Raw genomic sequence first — 21824 nt, 5'->3', positions numbered from 1 at the left:
CGGGTGATGTTGTCGAGTGCCGGGCTGCCCGCCCCGCCCCAGCAAGGCGAGGTGTTCGAACCCGGCGGGCGCCGAATCGGGCGGGTCGACTTCCACTTCGACGGCATCGTGCTCGGGGAGTTCGACGGACGCGTCAAGTACGGACGGCTACTGAAACCCGGGCAATCCCCCGGCGACGCGGTCTTCGCCGAAAAGCAGCGCGAGGACGCCCTGCGCGACCTCGGCTTCCAGGTGGTGCGGTGGACCTGGGACGAGCTCGAGTCCCCGGGGCAGGTGGCGGAGCGTGTCCGCCGCGCGATCGCGCGTGCCGCGACGCCACGAGGCTGGGTCACGCAGGCCCCGCTCCCGTCCGCCCAGCGGCTCACGTTGCGATCACTGTAGCCGCACCCTTTCTCGGTTCGCGCTCTCCTTTTCGGGCTCGAAAAGCGGTGCGCGAACCGAGAAGTAGTGCGTCTACTCGCCGTCGTTCGGCTTCGGCTTCGGGGTGGTGGTTTTCGGGCTTTCCGCCGGGGCGGACGGGGCCGGCGAGGCGGCGGGGGTGCGCTCGTCGGGTTTGGGTGCGGGGGCGGGTGCCTCGCACTTGACGATCGGGACGGGGTCGTACCGGACGGTCCTGGTGTTCCGGGAGATTTCCTGGCCGGTGGCGTGGTCGGAGATCACCCGGGTGTCGCTGGCGGTGAATCCCGGTGCGCCGCTGGAGGCGATGCAGTGATCGCCGGCGGGCAGGGTGACCGTGTCGGGCTCCGTCGGCTTGGTCCGGTTGCCGGTGATCGACTCGACGTCGACCGACTTGGTTCCCCAGAACCGGATGGTCAGATCCGAGGCGCCGCCGATGGCCTGGATCATCACACCCGTCTTGCCGGTGTTCCGGAACTGCAGGTCGATGGCGCCTTCGAAGACGGTGGCCTCGCGCGCCTCGGGGTAACGCGAGATGTAGTACGAGTGCTCGGTGTGCGCGACGTCCTCCATGCCCGCGAAATATGCGGCGTTGTAGAGCGTCGTCGCCACCTGGCTCACACCGCCACCGACGGCGGTGTCCGGGCGACCGTTGTTGATGATGCCCGACTCCACATAGCCCTGAGCCGTGCCGCGCGGGCCCGTGTACCCGTTGAGGGAGAACGTGTCGCCCGGCTTGATCAGCGCCCCGTTGATCTCACTGGCGGCGAGCCGGATGTTGGTACCCGACGCGGCAGAGAAGCCGCCGGTCGTGAACTCGCCAATCACTTCCTTCACGCCGAGCGCCTGCGCGGCCTCCGTGGTGAGGGCGGGCGGGACGGGTCCGTACACCGCGGCGGTGGTGTGAGAACCGTTGCCGCGCAACAACTCGGGCAGTGTCTCCAGCGTCTTGGGCCACTGCACCAGGTCGCCGACGACCGCGGGGACGACGGTGGGTGATCCGCCGTCGAGCGTGATCGTCGCGTCCTTCGGTGCGATCTCCGTCGAGACCAGCTGCGGGGCCAGGATGCCCGTGGCAGCCTCGATGTTGTAGGTGGGCTTCAGCCCGCCGTTGCCGTCCGGTTCGAAGCCGACGATGGCACCGATCTGCTGACGCGCCGCGGTCGCGACCTTGCCGTCGCGTCCGGTTACCACCAGATCGGCGGAGGCAGCGGGCGCCGCCACCTCGTCGAGCGCCCTCTGGACGCCTTCCTTCGTCACCGTCACGGGCACGACGTCGACGGGCAGGTCCACCGTCCGGCCGAACGCCCATTCCTCGGTCAACGCCGCCTCGGCGCCCTCGCCGTTCAGGTTCTGCCCGGTCGACGGGTCGACCGGAACCGGGGTCGGCCCCTCGAACACGACGGTCCCCTCGCGGGACGCGCGATCGGTCTCACTGCGGAGGCCGTCGACGGCGGACGCCAGCGCGGCCTCGTCGCGGGTCGACACCACACCGATCTCGTCGGTGGTGAAGAACGACGTGAGCCTCGTGAACGGGTTGAGCGGCTGCGAATCGGCCCGGTCGAGGGTGGCCTCCCAGTCGACCCCGAGCCCGGCGGCGGACGGAACGAGTTGCGTCGACACGTCGCCGGCCGTCACCGTCAGCGGTTGGTCGGCGCGCGGGCCGACCTGCGCCTGCAGAATGGCCTCGGCCGCCTCGCGGGACGAACCGCCCACGTCGACGCCTGCCACGGTCACCCCGCGCGGGACCTTCCCGGAGGACACCGCGAGGTCCGCGGCGTACGCGATGCCGATCAGGGCGATCACACCGCCGGTGACTGCTGCGATCTTCACCCAGGGCGCGCGGGCCGGGGTGGTCGGTTCTGCGGAGGGCTCGGCGGGCGCGGAAGGTTCCGGTGCCGGCTGCGGTGGGACCTGCGCCGCGGCGGCGGGCGCCACCACGGTCGGATCGTCGGCCGGTGTGGTGTACGCCGGCGTCGGCCCGGGAACGGGACCCGGCGGAATCGCGGGGATCACCTGAGTGACGTCCTCGTTCGCCGGCGGCTCCACCCACAACGGCGCGTCGGGAGCCTGCTCCTCGGAGCGTTCCCCCAGGTCACCGAGGTTCAGCTGCGTCGTCGGGGCGTCGTCGGCACTCGGCTGTTCCGCCGAATCCTCGGGAGCCGGAGCGTCCTCGGGAGCCGGAGCGTTTTCGGGTTCCGAGATCTCGTCCGGTTCCGGAGCGGGCGGGTCGGCCACATTCTCGGGTTCGACACTCTCGGGCGTCGCGGAAGGGTCCGGCGTCGACCGTTCGGGTGCCGTGCTCCCCTTGTCGCCGTCTTCGTCGTTCACCGTGGCCCTCTCACCGAGTTGTCCTTCGTGCGGGCCTCAGCTTGCCGTCGGTGCTCGTTGCATTTCAAGCGCGATCCGATCCGAGCGAGGCCCGGTCGAGACCCCCACGTCAGCGTACCGGCCGCCGGAAATGCAAGAGCCCCGCGCTGCTGCCAGGTCGGGGGTCAGGCAGCAACACGGGGCTGACAGGGATATCGCCAGCTAATCTCCAGCGTTACACCTGTTGGAAAAGAATTCGGGGATCCGGCCACCCCTCGTTGCCGGATCCCCGCTCGCACTGCGCGCACGCTGGCCTTTCCGGTCTCCCAGCTACCGGAAAGGCCAGTCGGATCACGCCTCTATGATTGCCGTCACACCCTGGCCGCCGGCGGCGCAAATCGAGATCAGGCCGCGGCCCGAGCCCTTCTCCGCCAGCATCTTGGCGAGCGAGGCGACGATGCGTCCGCCGGTCGCGGCGAACGGGTGCCCCGCCGCCAGCGAGGACCCGTTGACGTTCAGCTTGCTGCGGTCGATGGACCCCAGTGCGCCGTCGAGGCCCAGGCGTTCCTTGCAGTACTCGTCCGATTCGAACGCCTGCAGCGTCGCCAGCACGACGGACGCGAACGCCTCGTGGATCTCGTAGTAGTCGAAATCCTGCAGGGTGAGGCCGTTGCGGGCCAGCAGGCGCGGGATGGCGTACGTCGGCGCCATCAGGAGCCCGTCCTTGCCGTGGATGTAGTCGACGGCCGCGGTCTCGGAGTCGACGAGATGCGCGAGCACCGGAAGCTTGCGCTCGGCGGCCCATTCGTCGGTGGACAGCAGGACTGCGGACGCGCCGTCGGTGAGCGGGGTGGAGTTACCCGCCGTCATCGTGGCGTCGCCCGCCTTCACCCCGAAGACCGGCTTCAGCTTGGCCAGCTTCTCGGCGCTGGAGTCGGGCCGCAGGTTGTCGTCGCGGGTGAGCCCGAGGAACGGCGTCACCAGGTCGTCGAAGAATCCGCGGTCGTAGGCGGCGGCCATGTTCTGGTGGCTGGCGGCGGCGAGTGCGTCCTGGTCCTCGCGGCGGACGCCGAATTCCTTGGCCGTGATGGCGGCGTGCTCGCCCATGGAGAGCCCGGTGCGGGGTTCGCCGTTGCGGGGGATCTCGATGCCGAGCATGGACGGGCGGACGTTGCCGAGGAGCTTGATGCGGTCGCCGGTGCTCTTCGCGCGGTTCAGGGACAGCAGGAACTCGCGGAGTTCGTCGTTGACGCCGATCGGCGCGTCCGACGTGGTGTCGACGCCGCCACCGACACCCGCATCGATGCGGCCGGCCGCGATCGCGTCACCGACGGCGACGATCGACTGCAGTCCGGTGCCGCAGGCCTGCTGCAGGTCGAAGGCCGGCGTGTACGGGCTGAGGGCGCTGCCGAGGACGCATTCGCGCATCAGGTTGAAGTCGCGGCTGTGCTTGAGCACGGCGCCGCCTGCGACGAGGCCCAGCTTCTCGCCCTGGAGGTTGAAGCGGCTCACGAGACCGTCGAGGGTGGCGGTGAACATGTCCTGGTTGGACGCCTGCGCGTACTTCCGGTCGGAGCGGGCGAACGGGATGCGGTTTCCGCCGACGATCGCGACGGGACGCTGCTGCTTTCCGCCTGGCTTCGGCGCCGCTGCGGAGTTCGAATTGGTGCGAGCTTTGCTGGTCACTGACGTCTCCAAGGATCTGGTGCGATTACCTGTTGGCTACTATTCTTACTCAGGAGTAAGTTACTTGTCGACACCGCACTTCACTCGGTGCTCGGTGACTGACCGCCAAACGACGACAGAAGGTAGGACCGTGGCAGCCAGCAAGGGAGCTCCCGACCTCTATTCCCAGTTCCTCTCATCCGCACCCGGCGCGTTCATCGCCGCGAAAGCGGGACTGCCGCGACCGGAGAACCTGCGGCGATACAAGCACGGCGAACCGCCGCTCGCCGGTCCGGTCCTGATCGGCGGCAAGGGCCGCCTCGTCGAACCGTTGCGCGAACTGCTGTCCGACTACCCCGCCGCGGGAACGGGCGACGACACGTACGGCGCTTTGGTGTTCGACGCCACAGGCATCGGTTCGGTCACCGACCTCGAGCAGCTTTTCGAATTCTTCCAGCCGGTCGTCCGCAACCTCGCGCCGTCCGCGCGCGTCGTCGTCATCGGCACCACCCCCGAGGAGACGTCCAGCGTCGACGAGCACATCGCCCAGCGCGCGCTCGAGGGCTTCACCCGCAGCGTCGGCAAGGAGGTCAAGCGCGGCGCCACGGCTCAGCTCGTCTACGTCTCGCCGAAGGCTTCCGCAGGACTGTCGGGTCTCGAATCCACGCTGCGTTTCCTGCTGTCGGCCAAGTCCGCGTTCGTCAGCGGCCAGGTCATCCGGGTCGGCGCCGAGGATTCCGTCGCACCCGCCGACTGGGACAAGCCGCTCGACGGGAAGGTCGCCATCGTCACCGGTGCGGCCCGCGGCATCGGCGCGACCATCGCCGAGGTCCTCTCCCGCGACGGCGCGCACGTCATCTGCGCCGACATCCCGGCCGCCGGTGAGGCACTGTCGGAGACCGCCAACAAGGTCGGCGGCACCTCCCTCGCGCTGGACGTGACCGCGGACGACGCGGCAGACAAGCTCGCCGAGTTCGTCCTCGAACGGCACGGCGGCGCGGACATCATCGTCCACAACGCCGGCATCACCCGCGACAAGACCCTCGCCAACATGGACGAAGGTCGCTGGAACATGGTGATTGGCGTCAACCTTCTTGCGCCGCAGCGCATCACCGACGTCCTCGTCGCCAAGGGTGCACTGAAGGAAGGCGGCCGCGTCATCGACGTCTCCTCCATCGCCGGCATCGCGGGCAACCGGGGCCAGACCAACTACGGCACCTCCAAGGCCGGTGTGATCGGCCTCGTGCAGGCCTCGGCGCCGGTGCTCGCGACGAAGAAGATCACGATCAACGCCGTCGCACCGGGCTTCATCGAGACGGCGATGACCGCGGCGATCCCGTTCGCCACCCGCGAGGCCGGACGTCGCATGAGCTCCCTGCTGCAGGGCGGCGAGACCGTCGACGTCGCCGAGACCGTCGCCTACTTCGCGAGCCCCGCGTCCAACGCCGTCACCGGACAGATCGTCCGCGTCTGCGGCCAGAGCCTGCTGGGCGCCTGATGTCCGGCAAGGTCGTGCAACTCACGGAGAAGCCGGGCACGCTCGACATCTACGCCCGGGCCGTGCGCAGTGCGCTGCCGGTCATCGGCGCGAGCGGGCACAGTGCCCCGGACACGACGCTGGTCCTGAACGGCGTCCGCGTGGACCCCGACAACCTGGCGGCGTACGACCGGGTGACCGGTCTGCGTTTCGGCGACCACCTGCCGCTCACGTACCCGTTCACGCTGGTGTTCCCGGTCGTGATGAAGCTGATGGTGTCCGAAGGCTTCCCCTTCCCCGCCATCGGTTCCGTGCACGCGGAGAACGTCATCGAACAGTTCCGTCCCATCTCGGTGATCGAGCCCCTGGACGTGTCGGTGCACGCGGAGAATCTGCGTGAGCACCGCAAGGGACTCCTGATCGACGTGATCAGCGAGATCCGGGTCGGACGCGAACTGGTGTGGAAGCAGACGTCGACGTTCCTGCGTCAGCAGAAGACGTCGCTGTCCGGTCAGCCCGGCCCCGAGCCGAAGGCCGAGGAGGAGCCGCCGCGTCCGCTGCGGACGCTGCGGGTCGATCAGAAGACGATCGGCAAATACGCCGCGGTGTCCGGTGACCGGAACCCGATTCACGTGTCGACGTTGGGCGCCAAGGCTTTCGGATTCCCGAAGACCATCGCGCACGGCATGTGGAGTGCTGCCGCCGTCCTCGGGTCGGTGGAGGGCCGGATCCCGGACGCCGTCACGTACAGCGTGCGCTTCGGCAAGCCGATCCTGCTGCCGTCGACGCTGAACGTGTACGCCGATCAGACCGGCGACGGCTGGGATCTGTCGATCAAGCACCCGAAGAAGGGGTACCCGCACCTCACCGCGACGCTGCGGTAGCTGCTGCACGGGCGAATGTACCTTTCGACGCCGCCAAGGCGTCGAAAGGTACATTCACTCCGGCTTCTTCTTACCCGCGAGGCCGCGCCACGCCAGGGATTCCAGCAGGTCTGCGGCGGCGTCGACCTCGATCTCGCCGCCGGCGACGCGGTCGGCCACGGCCTCGCCCGCACCGACCAGGGCGATGGCGATCAGTTCGAAATCCTGCCCCGGCTCGGGATCCTTGGTGCTGGACTCGAGCAGGTGCGCGGTCAGCTCGATCAGCCGGTCGCGGCTCGATTGCACCGACCCCACGAACGCCTGCTGCCCCATCGCCTGGCGATACAGCACCATCCACGACTTGCGGTGCTTGCCCACGAACCCGAGAAACCCTTCGAGGGCCCGGCGCAGCTGTTCGCGCGGGCTCAGCCCCGGATCGCCCGCCGGAGCGAGTGCCTCGACGAAGCGCAGACCCTCCCGCTGGATGCATGCCGCGAACAGTTCGTCCTTCGAGCCGTAGTACAGGTACAGCATCGGCTTCGAAATTTCCGCCTTGGACGCGATCGCGTCCATGGACGTTTCGTGAAAACCTCTGTCGGAGAAGACGTCGACAGCAGCGTCGAGCATCTGCTGCTCGCGCACTGCGCGCGGCAGTCGCTTGGTGCCGCCGGCCATTCGTCCTCCATCATCGTCGAACCCGCTATCTTACTCTACGGTAATAAAGCGGGCCCGACCGGCGGACGAGAAGAATACCAGCACCCTGTCGCAGACCGGGCACTAGCAGGCCAGCACGCCCTTGGCGCGCGCCACGGTCAGGACCGCCTCGTCGACACGCTGCTGCGGCAGCTTGCCCGAGGCCACAACGCTTTCGAGGTGATCGAGGACCCGCGGGACGTCGTCGGTGGTGAGCCACAGGGCGACGTCGACACCGGATTCCAGCGCGGTCTCGACGGCGACCGTGATGTCGTAGCGGTCGGTGATCGCCTGCATGCCGCTGAGGTCGTCGGTGAAGATCGGGCCGGTGAACGGCGGCGCGCCGTATCCGGTGCCGCCGCGCAGCAGCGCCACGGCGTCGGGACTGATGCTGGCAGGGACCCCGGGGGCGGTCAGACCCGGCACCTCGAGGTGGCCGAGCATGACGCCGACACCCGTGGACACCAGGTTCCGGAACGGGACGAGGTCCTTCGTCTGCAACTGCTCGAGCGGCGGGGTGGTGACGGCCCCGGTGTGCGAGTCGCCGGACGCCGATCCGTGGCCGGGGAAGTGCTTGATGACGGGCAGGATTCCCGCGTCCCGCATCCCGCGCGCGTACGCGTCGGCGTAGCGGGTGACCACGGCGGGATCGTCGGAGTAGGAGCGGTCGCCGATGACGCTGTCGTCGGGCTGGCTGCTCACGTCCACGTCGGGGGCGAAGTTCACGGTGACACCGAGGTCCTTCAGTCCGCGACCGCGCTCGAGCGCCATCTGGTACGTCTGCTCCTCCGTCATCGTGGCTGCGGTCTGCCGGGCGGACGGATCGGCTCCGAGCAGGTTCTCGACGCGCGACACGCGTCCACCCTCCTCGTCGATCGTCACCATCAGGGGCAGCGACGACGCCGACGCCACCTGGGGAATCTCACGGTTCGCGAGCATGGCCTCGTCGGTCCAGCTCCCGACGAAGATCCCGCCGATCTGCTCGTCCCGGACCACCTGAGCCGCATCCGCGGTGCCGGTCACTCCCACGTTCAGCAGCTGAGCAAGCTTGCGCCGCAACGGCAACGACTGCAGAAACTCCGTCTCGCACGACGCCGGTGCGGCGGCGGGCGCTGCGGTGCCGGTGTGCGACGCCGGCTCGACGGAGGACGGCGACGGCGTCGCTGTCGCCGACGACGATTCCGCGACCGTCTCGCCACCACCCGACGAACATCCGGCGACGAGGCCGGTACAGGCAGCGAGCGCGAGTGCATACTTGATCCGCATGGGTTCGACGGTAGCCCAATTCGCCACCGGCACCCCCCTGGTAGGCCCCGAATCGGCGACCGCTGCCGCCCGTCTTGGTAATCTGGACACAGAGGAAGCCCGTACTCAGGAGGTCGTAGTGCCCGGTGGTTTGATGTTGATCGCCTACGACGGATCCGACAACGCCAAGCGTGCCGTGGAGTGCGCAGGTCGCTTCCTCGCCTCCAATCGCGCTGTGCTGGTGACGGTGTGGGAGCCGATGGTCCGCCAGGCCGCGCGTATGTCGGGCCTGTCCGGTGTGATGCAACCCGAGTGGGTGCCCGACGAGGAGACCGAGGACGTCGCGTTCTCCGACGCCAAGGTGACCAACGAAGAGGGCGTCCAACTCGCCGAGGCCGCCGGGCTCGCCACCGAGGGCCGCTGCATCGAGTGCACCAGCACGATCTGGACGGCCATCGTCGAGACGTCCGACGAACTCGCGGTCGACATCATCGTCACCGGCACCCGCGGCACCACCGGTCTGCGGTCGTTGCTGCAGAGCAGCGTCGCCGACCACGTGTTGCGCCACAGCCACCGCCCGGTGCTGATCGTGCCTCCCGGGAAGTAGTCCGGCCGCCCGACTACTGTCGGGTGACCATGGACGGCTTCCTTCTCTCCCGCGCCGACCGGACGCTGCGCACGTCCGGTGCGCGGCACGGGCACGACACCGCGGCAGCCGCTGTCGCGGCCCTCGCGAACGGTGACACCGAGCTGATCGTCGGAGCGCTGCCGTTCGATCCCGAACGTCCCGCCGCGCTGACCGCCCCGGAATCGTGGGAGTTCACGGACGGCCCGTGGCGCCCCGGCACCGTTCCCGACCTTCCCTCCGTACACCTCACGCGGGAGGTCCCCGACCCCGCCGAGCACGTGGCCCGGGTGCGATCACTCGTCGACCGCCTGCGCGAGGGCACCCTCGGCAAGGTGGTGGCCGCACGCAGCGTCACCCTCCGCGCAGACACCCCCATCTCCGCAGAAGCGTTGGCCGCGAGAATGATTCACCAGAATCCCACCGCCAACGGGTTCGCCGTCGACCTCTCCGCGGCCGGCGAGAGCTTCCGCGGACGCAGTCTCGTCGGCGCCAGCCCCGAGGTGCTGCTCAGCCGGCGCGGGCGACGCGTCACCTGCCGTCCCCTCGCCGGAACCGCGCCGCGGCGCACCGATCCGGAGGCCGACGAGAAGGAAGGTCGCGGACTCCTGGAGTCCACGAAGAACTTGGCCGAGCACGCGTTCGTCACGGCCTGGATCAGGGAGGTCCTGGCGCCGCTCTGCACCGAGCTGACCATCCCGGACTCCCCGGTACTGACGAGCACGCACGAGGTGTGGCATCTCGCGACCCCCATCGAAGGCGTGCTGCGCGACCCGTCGACCAGCGCGTTGAGCTTGGCCACCGCGCTGCACCCGACCCCCGCGGTGTGCGGCACCCCCACCGACCTCGCTCTCGCGACCATCCGGGACGTCGAGGAGGATCGGCGGTTCTACGGCGGCGCCGTCGGGTGGTGCGGCGGCGACGGCGACGGCGACTGGGTGGTGGCCATCAGGTGCGCCGAGATCGCCGCGGACGGACTCGAGGCACTGGCGACGGCGGGCGGGGGCATCGTGGCCGAGTCCGACCCGGAGTCCGAACTCGACGAGACGACCACCAAACTGCGCACGCTGCTTCGGGCGCTCGGAGTGCAGCAGAGCCCGTGAACTGCAGAAACGGTGGCCCACGAGCACCAATCAGCAGTTCGGCGGCCCACGGGTGATACCTTGACCCGAGCAATTCGTACGCGGGAGTAGCCGTGTGCGTCGATGGCACGACGGTGGGAGATGTCTGATGGGGAAGTTCCTTGTGCCCGGTGTGGTCAGCGCCGTGGTCGGTGTCGCTCTCGGCACCGTGGCGACGCTCGGCATCACTGCAGCCGCACAGGACAACACGCGTCCCGAGATCGACCGCAGCGGCAACGCGGATTCCTCGCTCCTGAACCAGGTTGAGTACGGCAGCCGCTGAGAGCGCCGGCTCAACAAGTTCCCGCACTTCCCCCGAGTCGGCGGCCATGTCGTCCATGGCGCCCTCGGCGGAGCCTCTGTCACGGCGGTGGCTGTTCGGCGCCTCTGTCGTAGCGTTTCTTCTCGCATTTCTCCAAACCCCCGGCCGGCTCGCCGCTGACACCAAGTACGACCTGTCCCAGAATCCGATCGGATTCCTGGAACGGGCCGCGCATCAGTGGAGCAGCCAGGCCCCCATGGGCCAGGTGCAGAACCAGGCCTACGGTTACTTCTTTCCGCACGGCGCGTTCTTCGCGCTCGGCGACGTCCTGAGCGTCCCGCCGTGGATCACTCAGCGGGTCTGGTGGGCCCTGCTGCTCGTCGCCGGATTCTGGGGCATCGTCCGTCTCGCCGAAGCACTCGGTGTCGGCAGCCGATCGTCCCGGATCATCGCCGGTGTCGCGTTCGCGTTCTCCCCCCGTGTCCTCACCACCCTCGGTTCGATCTCGTCGGAAACCCTGCCGATGATGCTGGCGCCGTGGGTCCTTCTTCCCGTGGTCGTCGCCCTCTCCCATGTGAGTGACAAAGCGTCCCGGGACACGCGATGGCACTCACCTGCACGGTTGGCGGCCCAGTCGGCGCTCGCCGTCGCGTTGATGGGCGCGGTGAACGCCGTCGCGACCGTGGCCGCGTGCCTCGTCGCAGCTCTGTGGTGGATCTCGCACCGGCCCAACCGTCGGTGGTGGGTGTTCACCGCGTGGTGGTTCCCGTTCCTGGCACTGGCCACGTTGTGGTGGATCGTGCCGCTGCTGTTGCTCGGCAAGGTGAGCCCGCCGTTCCTCGACTACATCGAGTCGTCCGGGGTGACCACGCAGTGGACGTCCCTCGCCGAGATTCTCCGCGGCACCGACAGCTGGACGCCGTTCGTCTCCCCCGAGCGGATCGCCGGCGCGGTCCTCGTCACCCAGCCCGCCGCGGTCGCGGCGACCGGTCTGATCGCCGCCGCGGGTCTCGCCGGACTGTGCATGCGGTCGATGCCGGCCCGCGGTCGCCTCACCCTGATCCTGTTCGTCGGTGTCGCCGGACTCGCGGCCGGGTACATCGGCGAACTGGGCTCCCCGTTCGCCGAGCAGGTGCGACTGTTCCTCGACTCCACCGGGGCGCCCCTCCGGAACGTGCACAAACTCGAGCCGCTCGTCCGACTGCCCCTCGTGCTCGGGCTGGCGCACCTGCTGGCGAAGGTGCCGCTGCCCGGGTCCGTGCCGGTGGCCCGGTGGCGCAGCGCGTTCGCGCACCCCGAGCGCGAACCGATGGTCGCGGTGACGAGCCTGGTGCTGGTCGCCCTCACCCTGGCGACGTCGCTGGCGTGGACGGGCAAGCTCGCACCGCGGGGCACGTATTCCGAGGTCCCCGGCTACTGGCAGCAGGCCGCCGCGTGGCTGGAGGACAACGCCGGGGGCACGAGCCCCGACGGTTCCGACGCGGAGCGGGCGCTCGTGGTGCCGGGCGCACCGTTCGGCAGCCAGCTCTGGGGTCTCACCCGCGACGAGCCGATGCAGGCCCTGGCGTCCACGCCGTGGGCGTCCCGCGACGCCGTCCCGCTCACCCCGCCCGGCACCATCCGCGCGATGGACTCGATCCAGCGGCTGATCACGGACGGCCGCCCCTCGGACGGCATGGCGCAGACCCTGCTCGGCCAGGGCATCCACTACCTCGTCCTCCGCAACGACCTCGACCCCGAGACGTCGCGGTCGACGCGCCCGCTGCTCGCGCACCAGGCCGTCACCGGCTCGCCCGGATTCACGCAGGTCGCGGAATTCGGTGAGGACATCGGCCCCGGCGACGTGGAAGGCCTGGTGATCGACAGCGACCTGCGGCCCCGGTACCCGGCGATCGAGATCTTCGAGGTGTCGATGCCGGACGGTTCGCCGACGACGAGCGGGCCGTACACCGCGAACCTCGACGGCGTCCCCCGGGTGCAGGGCGGTCCGGAATCGCTGCAACGCCTGCGGGAGAACGGCGTCCTGCCCGGGGCCGGACCGGTACTGCTGGCCGCGGACGCGAAGCGCGCCGGACTGCCGGTCGACGACGTCACCGTCACGGACACGCCCCGGAACCGGGAAACCGACTACGGCCAGGTCGACAACCACAGTTCGGCGCTGCGCACGCCGGACGATGCCCGCCGGACGTTCAATCTCGTCCCCGACTATCCGGTGGCGGACACCCCGCTGGTGGAGGGGCAGTGGGAGGGCGCGGCGTTGAGCGTGTCGAGTGCCGCGTCCGACGCCACGCAACTCGGCGGCACCTCCCCCGCCAGCAGCGCCGCCGCGACCGTCGACGGCGACCCGGCGACGGGCTGGTTCAGCAACGGCATCGAGCGGGCGCTGGGCCAGTGGCTCCAGATCGACTTCGACACTCCGCTCACCAGTTCGCTGCTGCACATCACGACCAGCCCGGCCGCGATCGGCGCCCCCGTCCGCTGGATGGAGGTGTCGACCCCCAACGGCAGTACCGCCGTGAAGGTGGATGCCCCGGGCAAACCGATCGCCGTGTCCGTCCCCGGCGGCATCACCCCGTGGGTGCGGATCACCGCGACCCGCACCGAGAATGGTTCCGCGGGAACGCAGTTCGGCATCAGCGAGGTGTCGGTCGAGGACTTCTCCCAGCGTGACGCCCCGGTCACCGTGCCGATCCGGTACCGGACCGTGTTGCCGCCCACCCCCGACGGCGCGTCCGTCTCGGGTTGGGATCTCAGCCAGGAACTCCCCGGCCGCAACTCGTGCGCCGATTCCCCGGACCGCGTGCGGTGCAGCAACGCCGTCGTCCTGCCGCCCGAGGAGGTCGGCACGTTCGAGAGAACGTTGTCGGTGCCCGAACCCACGGCGGTCACACCGCAACTGATGCTGCGGGCGCGGCACGGCGCGCCGCTGGAAGAGCTTCTCACCCAGCGGGATTCACCGTCGGCCCACGGCACCAGCAACATCACCGACCTTCGTGGGTCGGCGTTCGCCGCCACCGACAACGATCCGCGCACCAGCTGGTCGGCGAAACAGGACACCACCAGCGGCAAGGGCGCGAAACCGACTCTCACGATCGACCTTCCCGAACCGACGCTGGTCACCGGCCTGCAACTGACCCCCAGCCTGGGTGCCGTGCCCGCCGCCCCCGACCGGGTCGCCGTCGACCTCGGGAACGGACCGCAGGTGCGCGACGTGGACGAGGACGACGGGACCGTCACGGTCGAACCCCGGGTGACCGACCGGATCGTGCTCAGCCTCGTGTCATGGAAGAGCACCCTCGATCAGAACGCGCTGGGTTTCGCGCAGCTGCAGCCGGCCGGACTCGCCGAGGTCGGGGTGCTGGGCGAGGACGGCGTCCTGCTGCCCGGTTCGGGTCCGGCCGACGATGCCGGCGCCCGCCCGGTGGCGGTTCCCTGCGAGGAGGGGCCGGTCGTGACGGTCGGCGGGCAGCCGGTTCGCACGAGCGTCACGGCAACTGTCGGGCAATTGCTCTCCGGTGACCCGGTTCCCGCGACCCTCTGTGACACGGCCGGCCCCGTTCCGCTGGGAGCCGGATCCCAGGACGTGACCGTCGACCCCGGGTCGGCGTTCTTCGTCGACAGTCTCCGCCTCGACGCCGGACCGCAGGCCCAGGCCGTTCCGACCGAGCAGGTGTCGACCACCGCGTGGACGGAGAACCACCGGGAACTCACGGTGCCGCGCTCGGACGCCGAGCGCGTCGTCGTCGTCCCCGAGAGCACCAACGTCGGCTGGGTGGCCACCGCACCGGACGGCAGCGAACTGACACCGATCGTCGTGGACGGCTGGCAGCAGGGGTGGATCCTGCCCGCGGGAACCGAGGGGACGGTGACCCTCGACTTCCCCACCGACCACTGGTACCGCCTCGGGATCTTCGGCGGTCTGCTGCTGCTGATTCCGCTGATCGCTGCCGCGCTGTGGCCGCGTCGCGCACGTCAGCGCGATTCCGGCCCGGCACCCCGGACCTGGGGCAGCGCGACGGTCGGGTGGCTGGGAATCCTCGCTGCCGCCACCGTGATCGGTGGTCCCGTCGGCGCGATGACGACGGTCGTGGTGACGCTGCTGGCCGTGACCCTCGTCCGGCTACGCGGAACCGCCACCACGGCGCGCGTGCTGGTGGGGGTCGCCGGAGCGTCGACGATGCTCGGCATGGCGATGCTCTCCACCGGCCCGTGGCGGGCGCCCGGCGGGTACGTGGGGCACTCGTTCCTCGTTCAGTTCCCGCTACTGCTGGCGCTCGTCGCCACCGGGCTGGCGGTGCTGCCGCTCGGACGGTCGGCGCTCCTGACGCGCGCCTCCCAGCGTTTGACGGCGCGGCGAGCCGGTTCCTCCACCAACGCGTAGCTGGCCGACGCGACCGCGACGCTCATCACGGTCGTCAGGAACAGGATGTAGACGAAGTGGCCGGTGAACGGAACGAGCCCGAACACCGGAAAGACGATCGACAGCACCGCGAGGTGCCAGATGAAGATGCCGTACGACCAGCGGCCCACGGCGAGAGCGAGCGGACTCGCGAGGTAGCGGTGGCTGGATGTGTCGGACAGCACCAGCGGGGCCATCAGCGCGAAGCTGATGACGGCGCCGAGCGCCATCTTGACGGCGTACTGCCACGGTTCGGGACGCACCAGCCCCTCCGGGCCGGCGAGGTCGGTCGCCGTGAGGGCGAATGCCACAGCGGCGACGAGAAACATCCGGACGCGATGATGCGCCCAGCGGTGCATTCGTCCGGGCGGACTCACCGCCAGTTCGGCCAGCAACATCCCCGCTCCGAACCAGGGCAGGTACCCCGGCAGCCAGTTGTCGTGATGGATGCCGCCCGGCGTCGACACCGGCACGAATGCCCACGTCAGGCTCACCGCGATCAGCGCGAGAATCGCCGGAACACGCAGCCGCGCAACCGGACCCCGCAGCCCGACCAGCGCGAACGCCAGCAACGGAAGCACCAGGTAGAAGGCCACCTCCACCGACAGACTCCACATCTGGGTCAGACCGTCGGTGAGCGTGAGGGGCACGAACACCTGCACGAGTCCGAGATTCGCCCACCACGTGCGGTAACTCGCGTTCGCGGTGGGCAGGAACGTCAACACCACCGCCACGGCGACCCAGTACGCGGGCAGGATGCGCGTCGCCCGCGAGATCCAGTACCGGACGATTCCCTGGGCGGGGCCCATCCCTCGCGCCGCGCCGGCATGGCTGCGCCACAACAAGAATCCGGACAGCGCGAAGAAGACCGCCACCGCCAGATCGAATCGTCCCCAGATGCGGCCGAGGACGGGCACGTGCGTGGCACCGGTCTGGAACGCGACGTGCGTCACGAGCACACCCAGCGCCGCGAGACCGCGCATTCCCTCGAGTGCGGGAATGAAGCTGCGCGGGGTTGCGGTCGTGCGCGTGGTGGCCGAGGTGCTCATCACCAACAGTGTGCCTGGTCCCGGGGCTGTGACGGAAAACTCCGTCCGAGTCACTTCGATGGCGAACGGCCGATGCGTTTACTATCCGATGGGGCAAATGCGCGTTCGAGACTGTTAGTGTTTTGCCTCACGTGGTGTCGATGTGGGCTCCATGCGATCCGTGCAGCCGTGCTGCCGGTGGGGGAATCTCAATCGACAGAGTTGGGTTAGGAGAGAAAGCATGGCGGAGCGCTCAGGGCCGAGCCGGATACTTGCTTGCATTCTGGTGGGCCTCGGTGCCTTCCTCTTGGCCGTCGCAATCCTCATTCCGACCTATGGGATGAGCAAGTTGGCAAAGACGCCTTTGGATCTCGAGGCGACCACGATTGCCAAGGCAAACGGCAGTGTGCTCAACTCGCAGGCACTTCTCGCAGGCAAGGCCGAAGTCAACACGAATGTTCCGTTGGTGTCGCAGCGCTTCGTCACGTCCGAGGATCCTGCGGACGCCGACGTGGTCACCATCCAGAATGGTCAGACGCTCCGGCGCACCGACAAGCAGGGCGACACCGGATTGCTCACCGCGTTCGTGGACCGCGTCACCGTCGACCGCAAGACGGCTATGCCGACCAACGATCCGGTGGGCACGATCCAGACACAAGCGAACCAGCCAGCCGAGGAAGTTCCGCGTGACGGACTTCAGTACCGGTTCCCGTTCAACTCGGAGAAGAAGGCCTACCCGTTCTTCGACGTGACCGCGCGCACCACTAACGACATCAACTTCGTCGAGGAGACGGAGATCAACGGTCTGAAGGTCTACCACTACAACCAGACCATCGAACCCGTCGATCTCTCGAAGGTCGCCAACCTCCCCACCAACAAGTTGACTCTTCCCGCCGACACCTGGGGTGTTCCCGGCGGCACTCTGCCCGTCACCATGACGCGCTGGTACACCAACGTGCGCGACGTGTGGATCGAGCCCCAGACCGGTGTGGCCATCAAGGGTCAGGAGCAGGTTCACCAGTACTACGCCCGGAACAAGGACAAGCCTGAGGTCGACGTGTTGAAGGCAACCCTGCCGTTCGACGAAGAGACCATCGAGAGCCAGGCCGAACAGGCCCGGGACGGCATTGACCAGCTCAGCCTGATCGGCCGGACCATTCCGATCATCGCCGGCATCCTCGGTGTCATCGCCCTGATCGCAGGAATCGTCCTGGGTCTGCGCGGCGGCAAGGGCAGGCAGCCCGCGCACACCGCCGGCGACGACTACCCGCCGAGCGACGGTGGCCGCCACGTCGACCTGGACAAGTCGGAGGCTCCCACCGAGCAGCACGACTGGACCACGGACAAGACGGAAGAGATTCCCGTGCAAGATCCGCGCCGGTACGACGAGCGATAGAGCAGTACAGCCGGACGCCACGTAGTCCGGTCGCGAAGGGGACCTCGGTAGTGCACCGAGGTCCCCTTCGTTGTTCCCGGGGGCGGCTGTGCGGTGTCGCCCGATGTCACAGGCGGCTCGTCGGGTTGAACGGATGTCACATTGGGCGCGGGGCATCGCGCCGCGCGCTGCGCACGGCGAGAACGCCGGCGACCAGTGCCGTGCTCGACGCGACCGTCACGGCGACGGCGATGAACTGCCCGATCGTGGACGCGAGGGTCAGCATGCCGGTCATCTCGACGGCAAGACCGATCCAGGCGATCACGGCGAGGTACGTCCGCTCCCCCGCGATGGCGGACAGCAAGGCGCCCTGCAGGACGGCCAGGCAGGCACCGTGGAGCGCGAACAGCCACAGCAGCGACTGGACGGGCTGGTACGCGTCGCCGACGAGGAGCGGGACGAGGGGGGCGGCCACCGCGACGCCCGCGACGAGTACCGCACCGAGTCCGACGAGGACGGCGAGCGCCGACCGGATCGCCTGCGCGGAGTGCGCGGGATTCGCCATCCGCGGGTAGAGCACCACCCCGACGGCCTGCGGCAGCCAGAATGCGGCCTTGGTCGCGACGGCGCCCAGTGCGTACAGGCCGGCGTCGTCGTTGCTGAGCACGATCCGGGCGATCACGAGGTCCATCGACGACAACGCGATCAGCGCCAACTGCACCTGCGACGCCTTCAGCACGGCCGCGACGCCGATCCGGGTGCTCGACTCCCCGGTGATCCCCGAATCGGCGAACAGTCGCGCGCACAGCGCTACCAGTCCGGTGCCCACCGCACTGGCGGCGAGCGCGAGCCCCGGCCCGGCGCCGACGGCCAGCACCACGACCGCGGGAACGACCTTCGCGACACCCGCTGCCGCGAGGACGACGCTGAGCGGACCGAACCGCGCCGAGCCCTGCAGCAGTCCCTGCTCGGTGGCGAGCAGGACGAGGACGGGCGCCGTGACGAGCGCCGAGAACGTGGCGAGCATGCCGGTGTCGAGCGCCCACGACACGAGGGGGGCGAGCAGCATCGCCGCGACCGCGACGATCACCGCGCAGCGGTATCCCAGCAGCCGGACCGCGTGGGCTCCCTTACCCCGGACCACCTCGCGGGCGACGACGGTCTGCAGTGCGAGAGCGGGGACGGCGAGGACGAGCTGGGCCGCCAGCAGACTCGCGAACTCTCCGTAGCCCGCCGGTCCGAGCCAGCGGCTCGCCGGCAGATGCAGCAGGTAGGACGCGATGTTCGCGATCATCGAGCCCGCCGTCACCATCGTCACCCCGGCGACCGCCGAGCTGGTGAGGGTCTGGCGTGGCATGCGCCCCATGATGCACTACGTGCCGTGCGAGCCGGGTCGATGCACCACGTATCGTGACGGCCCATGACCGCCCGGCGCCGAGCACCGTTCGTCGTGCCGGGTTACAGCCTCCTTCTGGCGTTGCTGATCCTCGGGCCGCTGCTCGGGCCGGGCTATCTGCTGTTGCGGGACGCGGTCAGCACTCCCCGCTCGTATCTGACGGATTCGGCGCTCGGTCTCACGGATGCCGCCGCGCGGGCCGTGCCGCAGGACGCTCTGCTTGCGACGCTGAGCGTCGTCGTCGACGGCGGCCTGGTGGTGAAGGCGATCCTGCTTCTCGCGCTGTGGGCGGCCGGCTGGGGCGCGGCCCGGATGGTCCGCGCCGTGCTGCCGACGGCGGGGCTCGGACCGCGGCTCGTGGCCGCGACGGTGACGGTGTGGAATCCGTACGTCGCCGAGCGACTGCTGCAGGGGCACTGGAGCCTGCTGACGGGGTACGCGGCGCTGCCGTGGACGGTGTGCGCAGCGGTCGCGATTCGACGGGGTCACGGCCGGGGGTGGTTCGCCCTCGCGGCCTGCCTCGCGGCGGCCGGGCTGACCCCCACCGGGGTGTTGCTCGCCGCGGTGACGGCGGTGGCCGTCCTCGCACTACCCGGCGGACGATCGGCCGCGTGGCTCCGGGTAACCGGCGCGCTGGGCCTGTTCGTCGCCGCGAGCGCGCCGTGGCTGGTGGCCACGGCCCTGGCCGGAGGCGGCGGGGACGGCTCCGATCCCGCCGGGGTCGCGGCGTTCGCGGCGCGCGCCGAACCGGGGCTGGCGACGCTCGGCAGTCTCGCCGGCCTCGGCGGCGTGTGGAACGAGACCGCCGTCCCGGATACCCGGACCACACTGTTCGCCCTCGTCGGAACGGTCCTGCTGCTCGGCGTCGTGCTGTGTGGACTCCCGGCGCTGTGGCGGCGGCGACGGCATCCCGTGGTGGCCGCACTGACCGCACTCGCACTGGTGGCGGTGCTGCTGCCCGCACTCGGCGCGACCGCGTGGGGACTCGACGTCGGCCGTTGGATGGTGCAGAACGTCCCCGGCGCGGGGTTGCTCCGGGACGCGCAGAAATGGGTGGCGCTCGCGGCGCCGCTGTATGCGCTCGCCGCCGCGGCCGCGGTGCTGCGACGCCCCGGCACGTGGTCCGTCTCGGCCGTCCTGGTCGTGCTGCTCGCCCTCCCCGACCTCGCGTGGGGCGTCGGGGGCGCGCTGCGCCCGGTCCACTATCCGCCGTCGTGGCAGCAGGTAGCCGCCGAGGTGGCGCGCGACGCGCACAGCGGGGACGTCGCCGTGCTGCCCACCGGCATGTTCCGCAAGTTCTCCTACAGCGGTGCCGCTCCCGTTCTGGACCCCGCCCCGAGGATGCTGCCGGAGGACGTCCTGCAGACGGGCGAGCTGGTGGTGGCCGGTGGCACGGTGGAGGGCGAGGGGTCCCGGGCGCAGCAGGTGGAACGGGTGCTGCTCACCGGCGGTTCGGCCGCCGATCTCGCGTCGCTGGGCGTCCGGTGGGTCCTGGTCGAGCGCGACACGCCCGGACCGCGCGGCGAATCCGCGACCACCCTGGCCGGTCTGGAGCGACAGTTCTCGGACGAGCATCTGGAGCTGTACCGCGTCGGCGGCGACGTCGCGCGGCACGAGGCGTCCGATCGGGCACGGGCGACGGTGGTCGCGGCCCACGTGCTGTGGGCGCTGCTGCTGGCCGGCGGTCTACTCGGCGCGGGCGTGCTCGAGACCCGGACGCGCCAGCGCCGGCGACACCAGCCCTGACGTCCGCAGGCCCGCGGCCGTGCCCGCCAGCACCTCGTGGACGCCGTTCCCGGTGTGCTTCCAGGAGAACTCACCCGCGCGGACCCGCGCCTTCTCACCGAGCACCATGCGTGTCTCGGGGTCGAGCAGGAGGGTGTTGACGGCCGCGGTCAGTTCGCCGACGTCGGCCGTCGCCGCTTCCGCGCTGCCGACCAGGACACCGGTCACGCCGTCGACGATCGAATCCGTCAGCCCCTTGGAGCTGCGGTAGCCGACGGTCGGGACCCCGTGCTGGGCGGCCTCGATGACGGCCAGACCCCAGCCCTCCTTGCGGGACGGCATGACGTGCACCCAGGACTGCGACAGCAACTGGTGCTTGCGGGTTTCGTCGACGTGCCCGTGGAACGTGACGGCGTCGCCGATGCCCAGTTCGTGTGCGTGGTCGCGGAGATTCTGCTCCCACCAGCCGCCACCGATGACGTCGAGGTGCACGTCGGCGATCGTGGGGCGCAGCGCCGCGATCGCTTCGAGGGCGTCCTCGATCTGCTTGTGCGGCACCAGCCGGGACAGGACGCACACGCTGGGATGCGCGGTCCGGGTGTCGGCGCCGCCGACGTCCACGCCGAGAGGGATGTCGTCGGCGCCGTTGCGCACCACCGCGATCCGTTCGCGCTCGACGCCGAGTTCGACGAGTTCGTCGGCGGACGGCAGCGACACGGTGAGGTACTGGTCGTCCCGATGGGTGCGCGGCGACAACCGGGATTCCACCCACCAGCCGATCTTGCCCATCAATCGGCCCGCCACGGGCCACTGCTCGCGGTGGCAGTGATGCACGAGCAGCGTCACGGGTGCACCGGCGACGACGCGGGAGAAGAACGGGATGCCGTTCTGGGTGTCGATGACGGCGTCGGGCCGGATCCCTCGTAGCGGTCCGAACCCGAGCCGGCCCGCGGCGATCGCGGCGAGGGCGCGGGGGTAGACGCTGTACCGTCCGCCCGCCCGGCTGATCTCGATGCCGTCGACGGTCTCCTTCTTGGCGGCGCCGCGGTAACCGGCGGTGCGGAGGGTGACCTTGATTCCCCGCGCCGCGAGCTGGGCGCCGACCTCCTCGAGGTACCGCTCACTGCCGCCACCCTGAGGGTGACCGGTGTCGCGCCAGCAGAGCAGCAGAACCTCTCGCACGTTCATATACTCCTGTGGTCGGTGCGGTACATGTGGTCTCGGGGCGGGACGTTCCGCGCTGT

15 protein-coding genes and 1 pseudogene are annotated in these 21824 nt (G+C 69.8%); 9 read left to right on the top strand and 7 right to left on the bottom strand.

What is annotated here, in order from left to right; genetic code table 11:
- Positions 1 to 6 precede the first annotated feature (6 nt).
- Positions 7 to 381 carry a hypothetical protein gene (locus tag QM806_RS41330; RefSeq protein WP_345890949.1) on the top strand — a complete coding sequence of 125 codons (375 nt, stop codon included), beginning with the start codon at positions 7 to 9 and terminating at the stop codon, positions 379 to 381.
- 72 nt (positions 382 to 453) lie between these two features.
- Here the strand turns inward: QM806_RS41330 and QM806_RS06490 are convergent, their stop codons facing one another.
- Both QM806_RS06490 and QM806_RS06485 read right to left on the bottom strand, forming a co-directional pair.
- Entirely contained in the window at positions 454 to 2727 is a 2274-nt protein-coding gene (locus tag QM806_RS06490) for a VanW family protein (protein ID WP_283290790.1), read from the bottom strand.
- Positions 2728 to 3057: 330 nt separating this feature from the next.
- Positions 3058 to 4392: an acetyl-CoA C-acetyltransferase gene (locus tag QM806_RS06485; protein ID WP_005575008.1), complete on the bottom strand. Its 1335-nt coding sequence runs from the start codon at positions 4390 to 4392 to the stop codon at positions 3058 to 3060.
- Positions 4393 to 4522: 130 nt separating this feature from the next.
- On the opposite strand from QM806_RS06485, the gene QM806_RS06480 reads away from it, so the two are divergent.
- Together QM806_RS06480 and QM806_RS06475 are read left to right on the top strand one after the other, a co-directional pair.
- Positions 4523 to 5869: a 3-oxoacyl-ACP reductase gene (locus tag QM806_RS06480; RefSeq protein WP_005258533.1), complete on the top strand. Its 1347-nt coding sequence runs from the start codon at positions 4523 to 4525 to the stop codon at positions 5867 to 5869.
- Positions 5869 to 6732, top strand: a complete 864-nt coding sequence (locus QM806_RS06475; protein WP_005258534.1) for a MaoC/PaaZ C-terminal domain-containing protein — start codon at positions 5869 to 5871, stop codon at positions 6730 to 6732. Before QM806_RS06480 ends, QM806_RS06475 begins: the two co-directional genes overlap by 1 nt.
- A gap of 54 nt (positions 6733 to 6786) precedes the next feature.
- Here the strand turns inward: QM806_RS06475 and QM806_RS06470 are convergent, their stop codons facing one another.
- Both QM806_RS06470 and QM806_RS06465 read right to left on the bottom strand, forming a co-directional pair.
- A complete protein-coding gene (locus QM806_RS06470; protein WP_005258535.1) occupies positions 6787 to 7386 on the bottom strand; it encodes a TetR/AcrR family transcriptional regulator in 600 nt (199 codons plus the stop codon).
- Between the two features lie 102 nt (positions 7387 to 7488).
- A complete protein-coding gene (locus QM806_RS06465; RefSeq protein WP_005575010.1) occupies positions 7489 to 8670 on the bottom strand; it encodes a glycoside hydrolase family 3 N-terminal domain-containing protein in 1182 nt (393 codons plus the stop codon).
- Between the two features lie 118 nt (positions 8671 to 8788).
- Between QM806_RS06465 and QM806_RS06460 the strand changes: the two genes are divergently transcribed.
- The 4 genes from QM806_RS06460 to QM806_RS06445 all read left to right on the top strand — a co-directional run bounded on the left by QM806_RS06460 (position 8789) and on the right by QM806_RS06445 (position 15038).
- Positions 8789 to 9256 (top strand): universal stress protein, encoded by a 468-nt coding sequence (locus tag QM806_RS06460; RefSeq protein ID WP_005243718.1) that lies wholly within the window; start codon positions 8789 to 8791, stop codon positions 9254 to 9256.
- A 29-nt stretch (positions 9257 to 9285) separates the two neighbouring features.
- Positions 9286 to 10377, top strand: a complete 1092-nt coding sequence (locus tag QM806_RS06455; protein ID WP_037204330.1) for an isochorismate synthase — start codon at positions 9286 to 9288, stop codon at positions 10375 to 10377.
- A gap of 127 nt (positions 10378 to 10504) precedes the next feature.
- Complete coding sequence (locus QM806_RS06450) at positions 10505 to 10678, top strand: DUF2613 domain-containing protein (RefSeq protein WP_005258546.1); 174 nt, start codon at positions 10505 to 10507, stop codon at positions 10676 to 10678.
- A 46-nt stretch (positions 10679 to 10724) separates the two neighbouring features.
- Positions 10725 to 15038, top strand: coding sequence for an alpha-(1->3)-arabinofuranosyltransferase (locus QM806_RS06445; RefSeq protein WP_120659613.1), 4314 nt, complete (start codon positions 10725 to 10727; stop codon positions 15036 to 15038).
- A gap of 71 nt (positions 15039 to 15109) precedes the next feature.
- On the opposite strand, the pseudogene QM806_RS06440 reads toward QM806_RS06445, so the two are convergent.
- Positions 15110 to 16039: pseudogene (locus QM806_RS06440) on the bottom strand (acyltransferase family protein); the annotation flags it as partial.
- A 286-nt stretch (positions 16040 to 16325) separates the two neighbouring features.
- Between QM806_RS06440 and pgfA the strand changes: the two are divergent.
- Positions 16326 to 17480, top strand: coding sequence for a cell envelope lipid trafficking protein PgfA (gene pgfA / locus QM806_RS06435; protein WP_054248366.1), 1155 nt, complete (start codon positions 16326 to 16328; stop codon positions 17478 to 17480).
- Between the two features lie 136 nt (positions 17481 to 17616).
- Here the strand turns inward: pgfA and QM806_RS06430 are convergent, their stop codons facing one another.
- Positions 17617 to 18825 (bottom strand): polysaccharide biosynthesis protein, encoded by a 1209-nt coding sequence (locus QM806_RS06430; RefSeq protein WP_081276597.1) that lies wholly within the window; start codon positions 18823 to 18825, stop codon positions 17617 to 17619.
- Positions 18826 to 18879: 54 nt separating this feature from the next.
- On the opposite strand from QM806_RS06430, the gene QM806_RS06425 reads away from it, so the two are divergent.
- Entirely contained in the window at positions 18880 to 20601 is a 1722-nt protein-coding gene (locus QM806_RS06425; RefSeq protein ID WP_064080683.1) for an MmpA family trehalose lipid delivery protein, read from the top strand.
- Here QM806_RS06425 and QM806_RS06420 read toward each other — a convergent pair.
- Positions 20542 to 21762, bottom strand: a complete 1221-nt coding sequence (locus QM806_RS06420; RefSeq protein ID WP_043789983.1) for a glycosyltransferase family 4 protein — start codon at positions 21760 to 21762, stop codon at positions 20542 to 20544. The genes QM806_RS06425 and QM806_RS06420 overlap by 60 nt on opposite strands.
- Positions 21763 to 21824 lie beyond the last annotated feature (62 nt).

Source organism: Rhodococcus sp. IEGM 1351, from assembly GCF_030056875.1.
Classification (GTDB): Bacteria; Actinomycetota; Actinomycetes; order Mycobacteriales; family Mycobacteriaceae; genus Rhodococcus_F; species Rhodococcus_F opacus.
The sequence above is the reverse complement of the archived record's forward strand: the minus strand, read 5'-3'. Positions and strand labels throughout refer to the sequence as shown.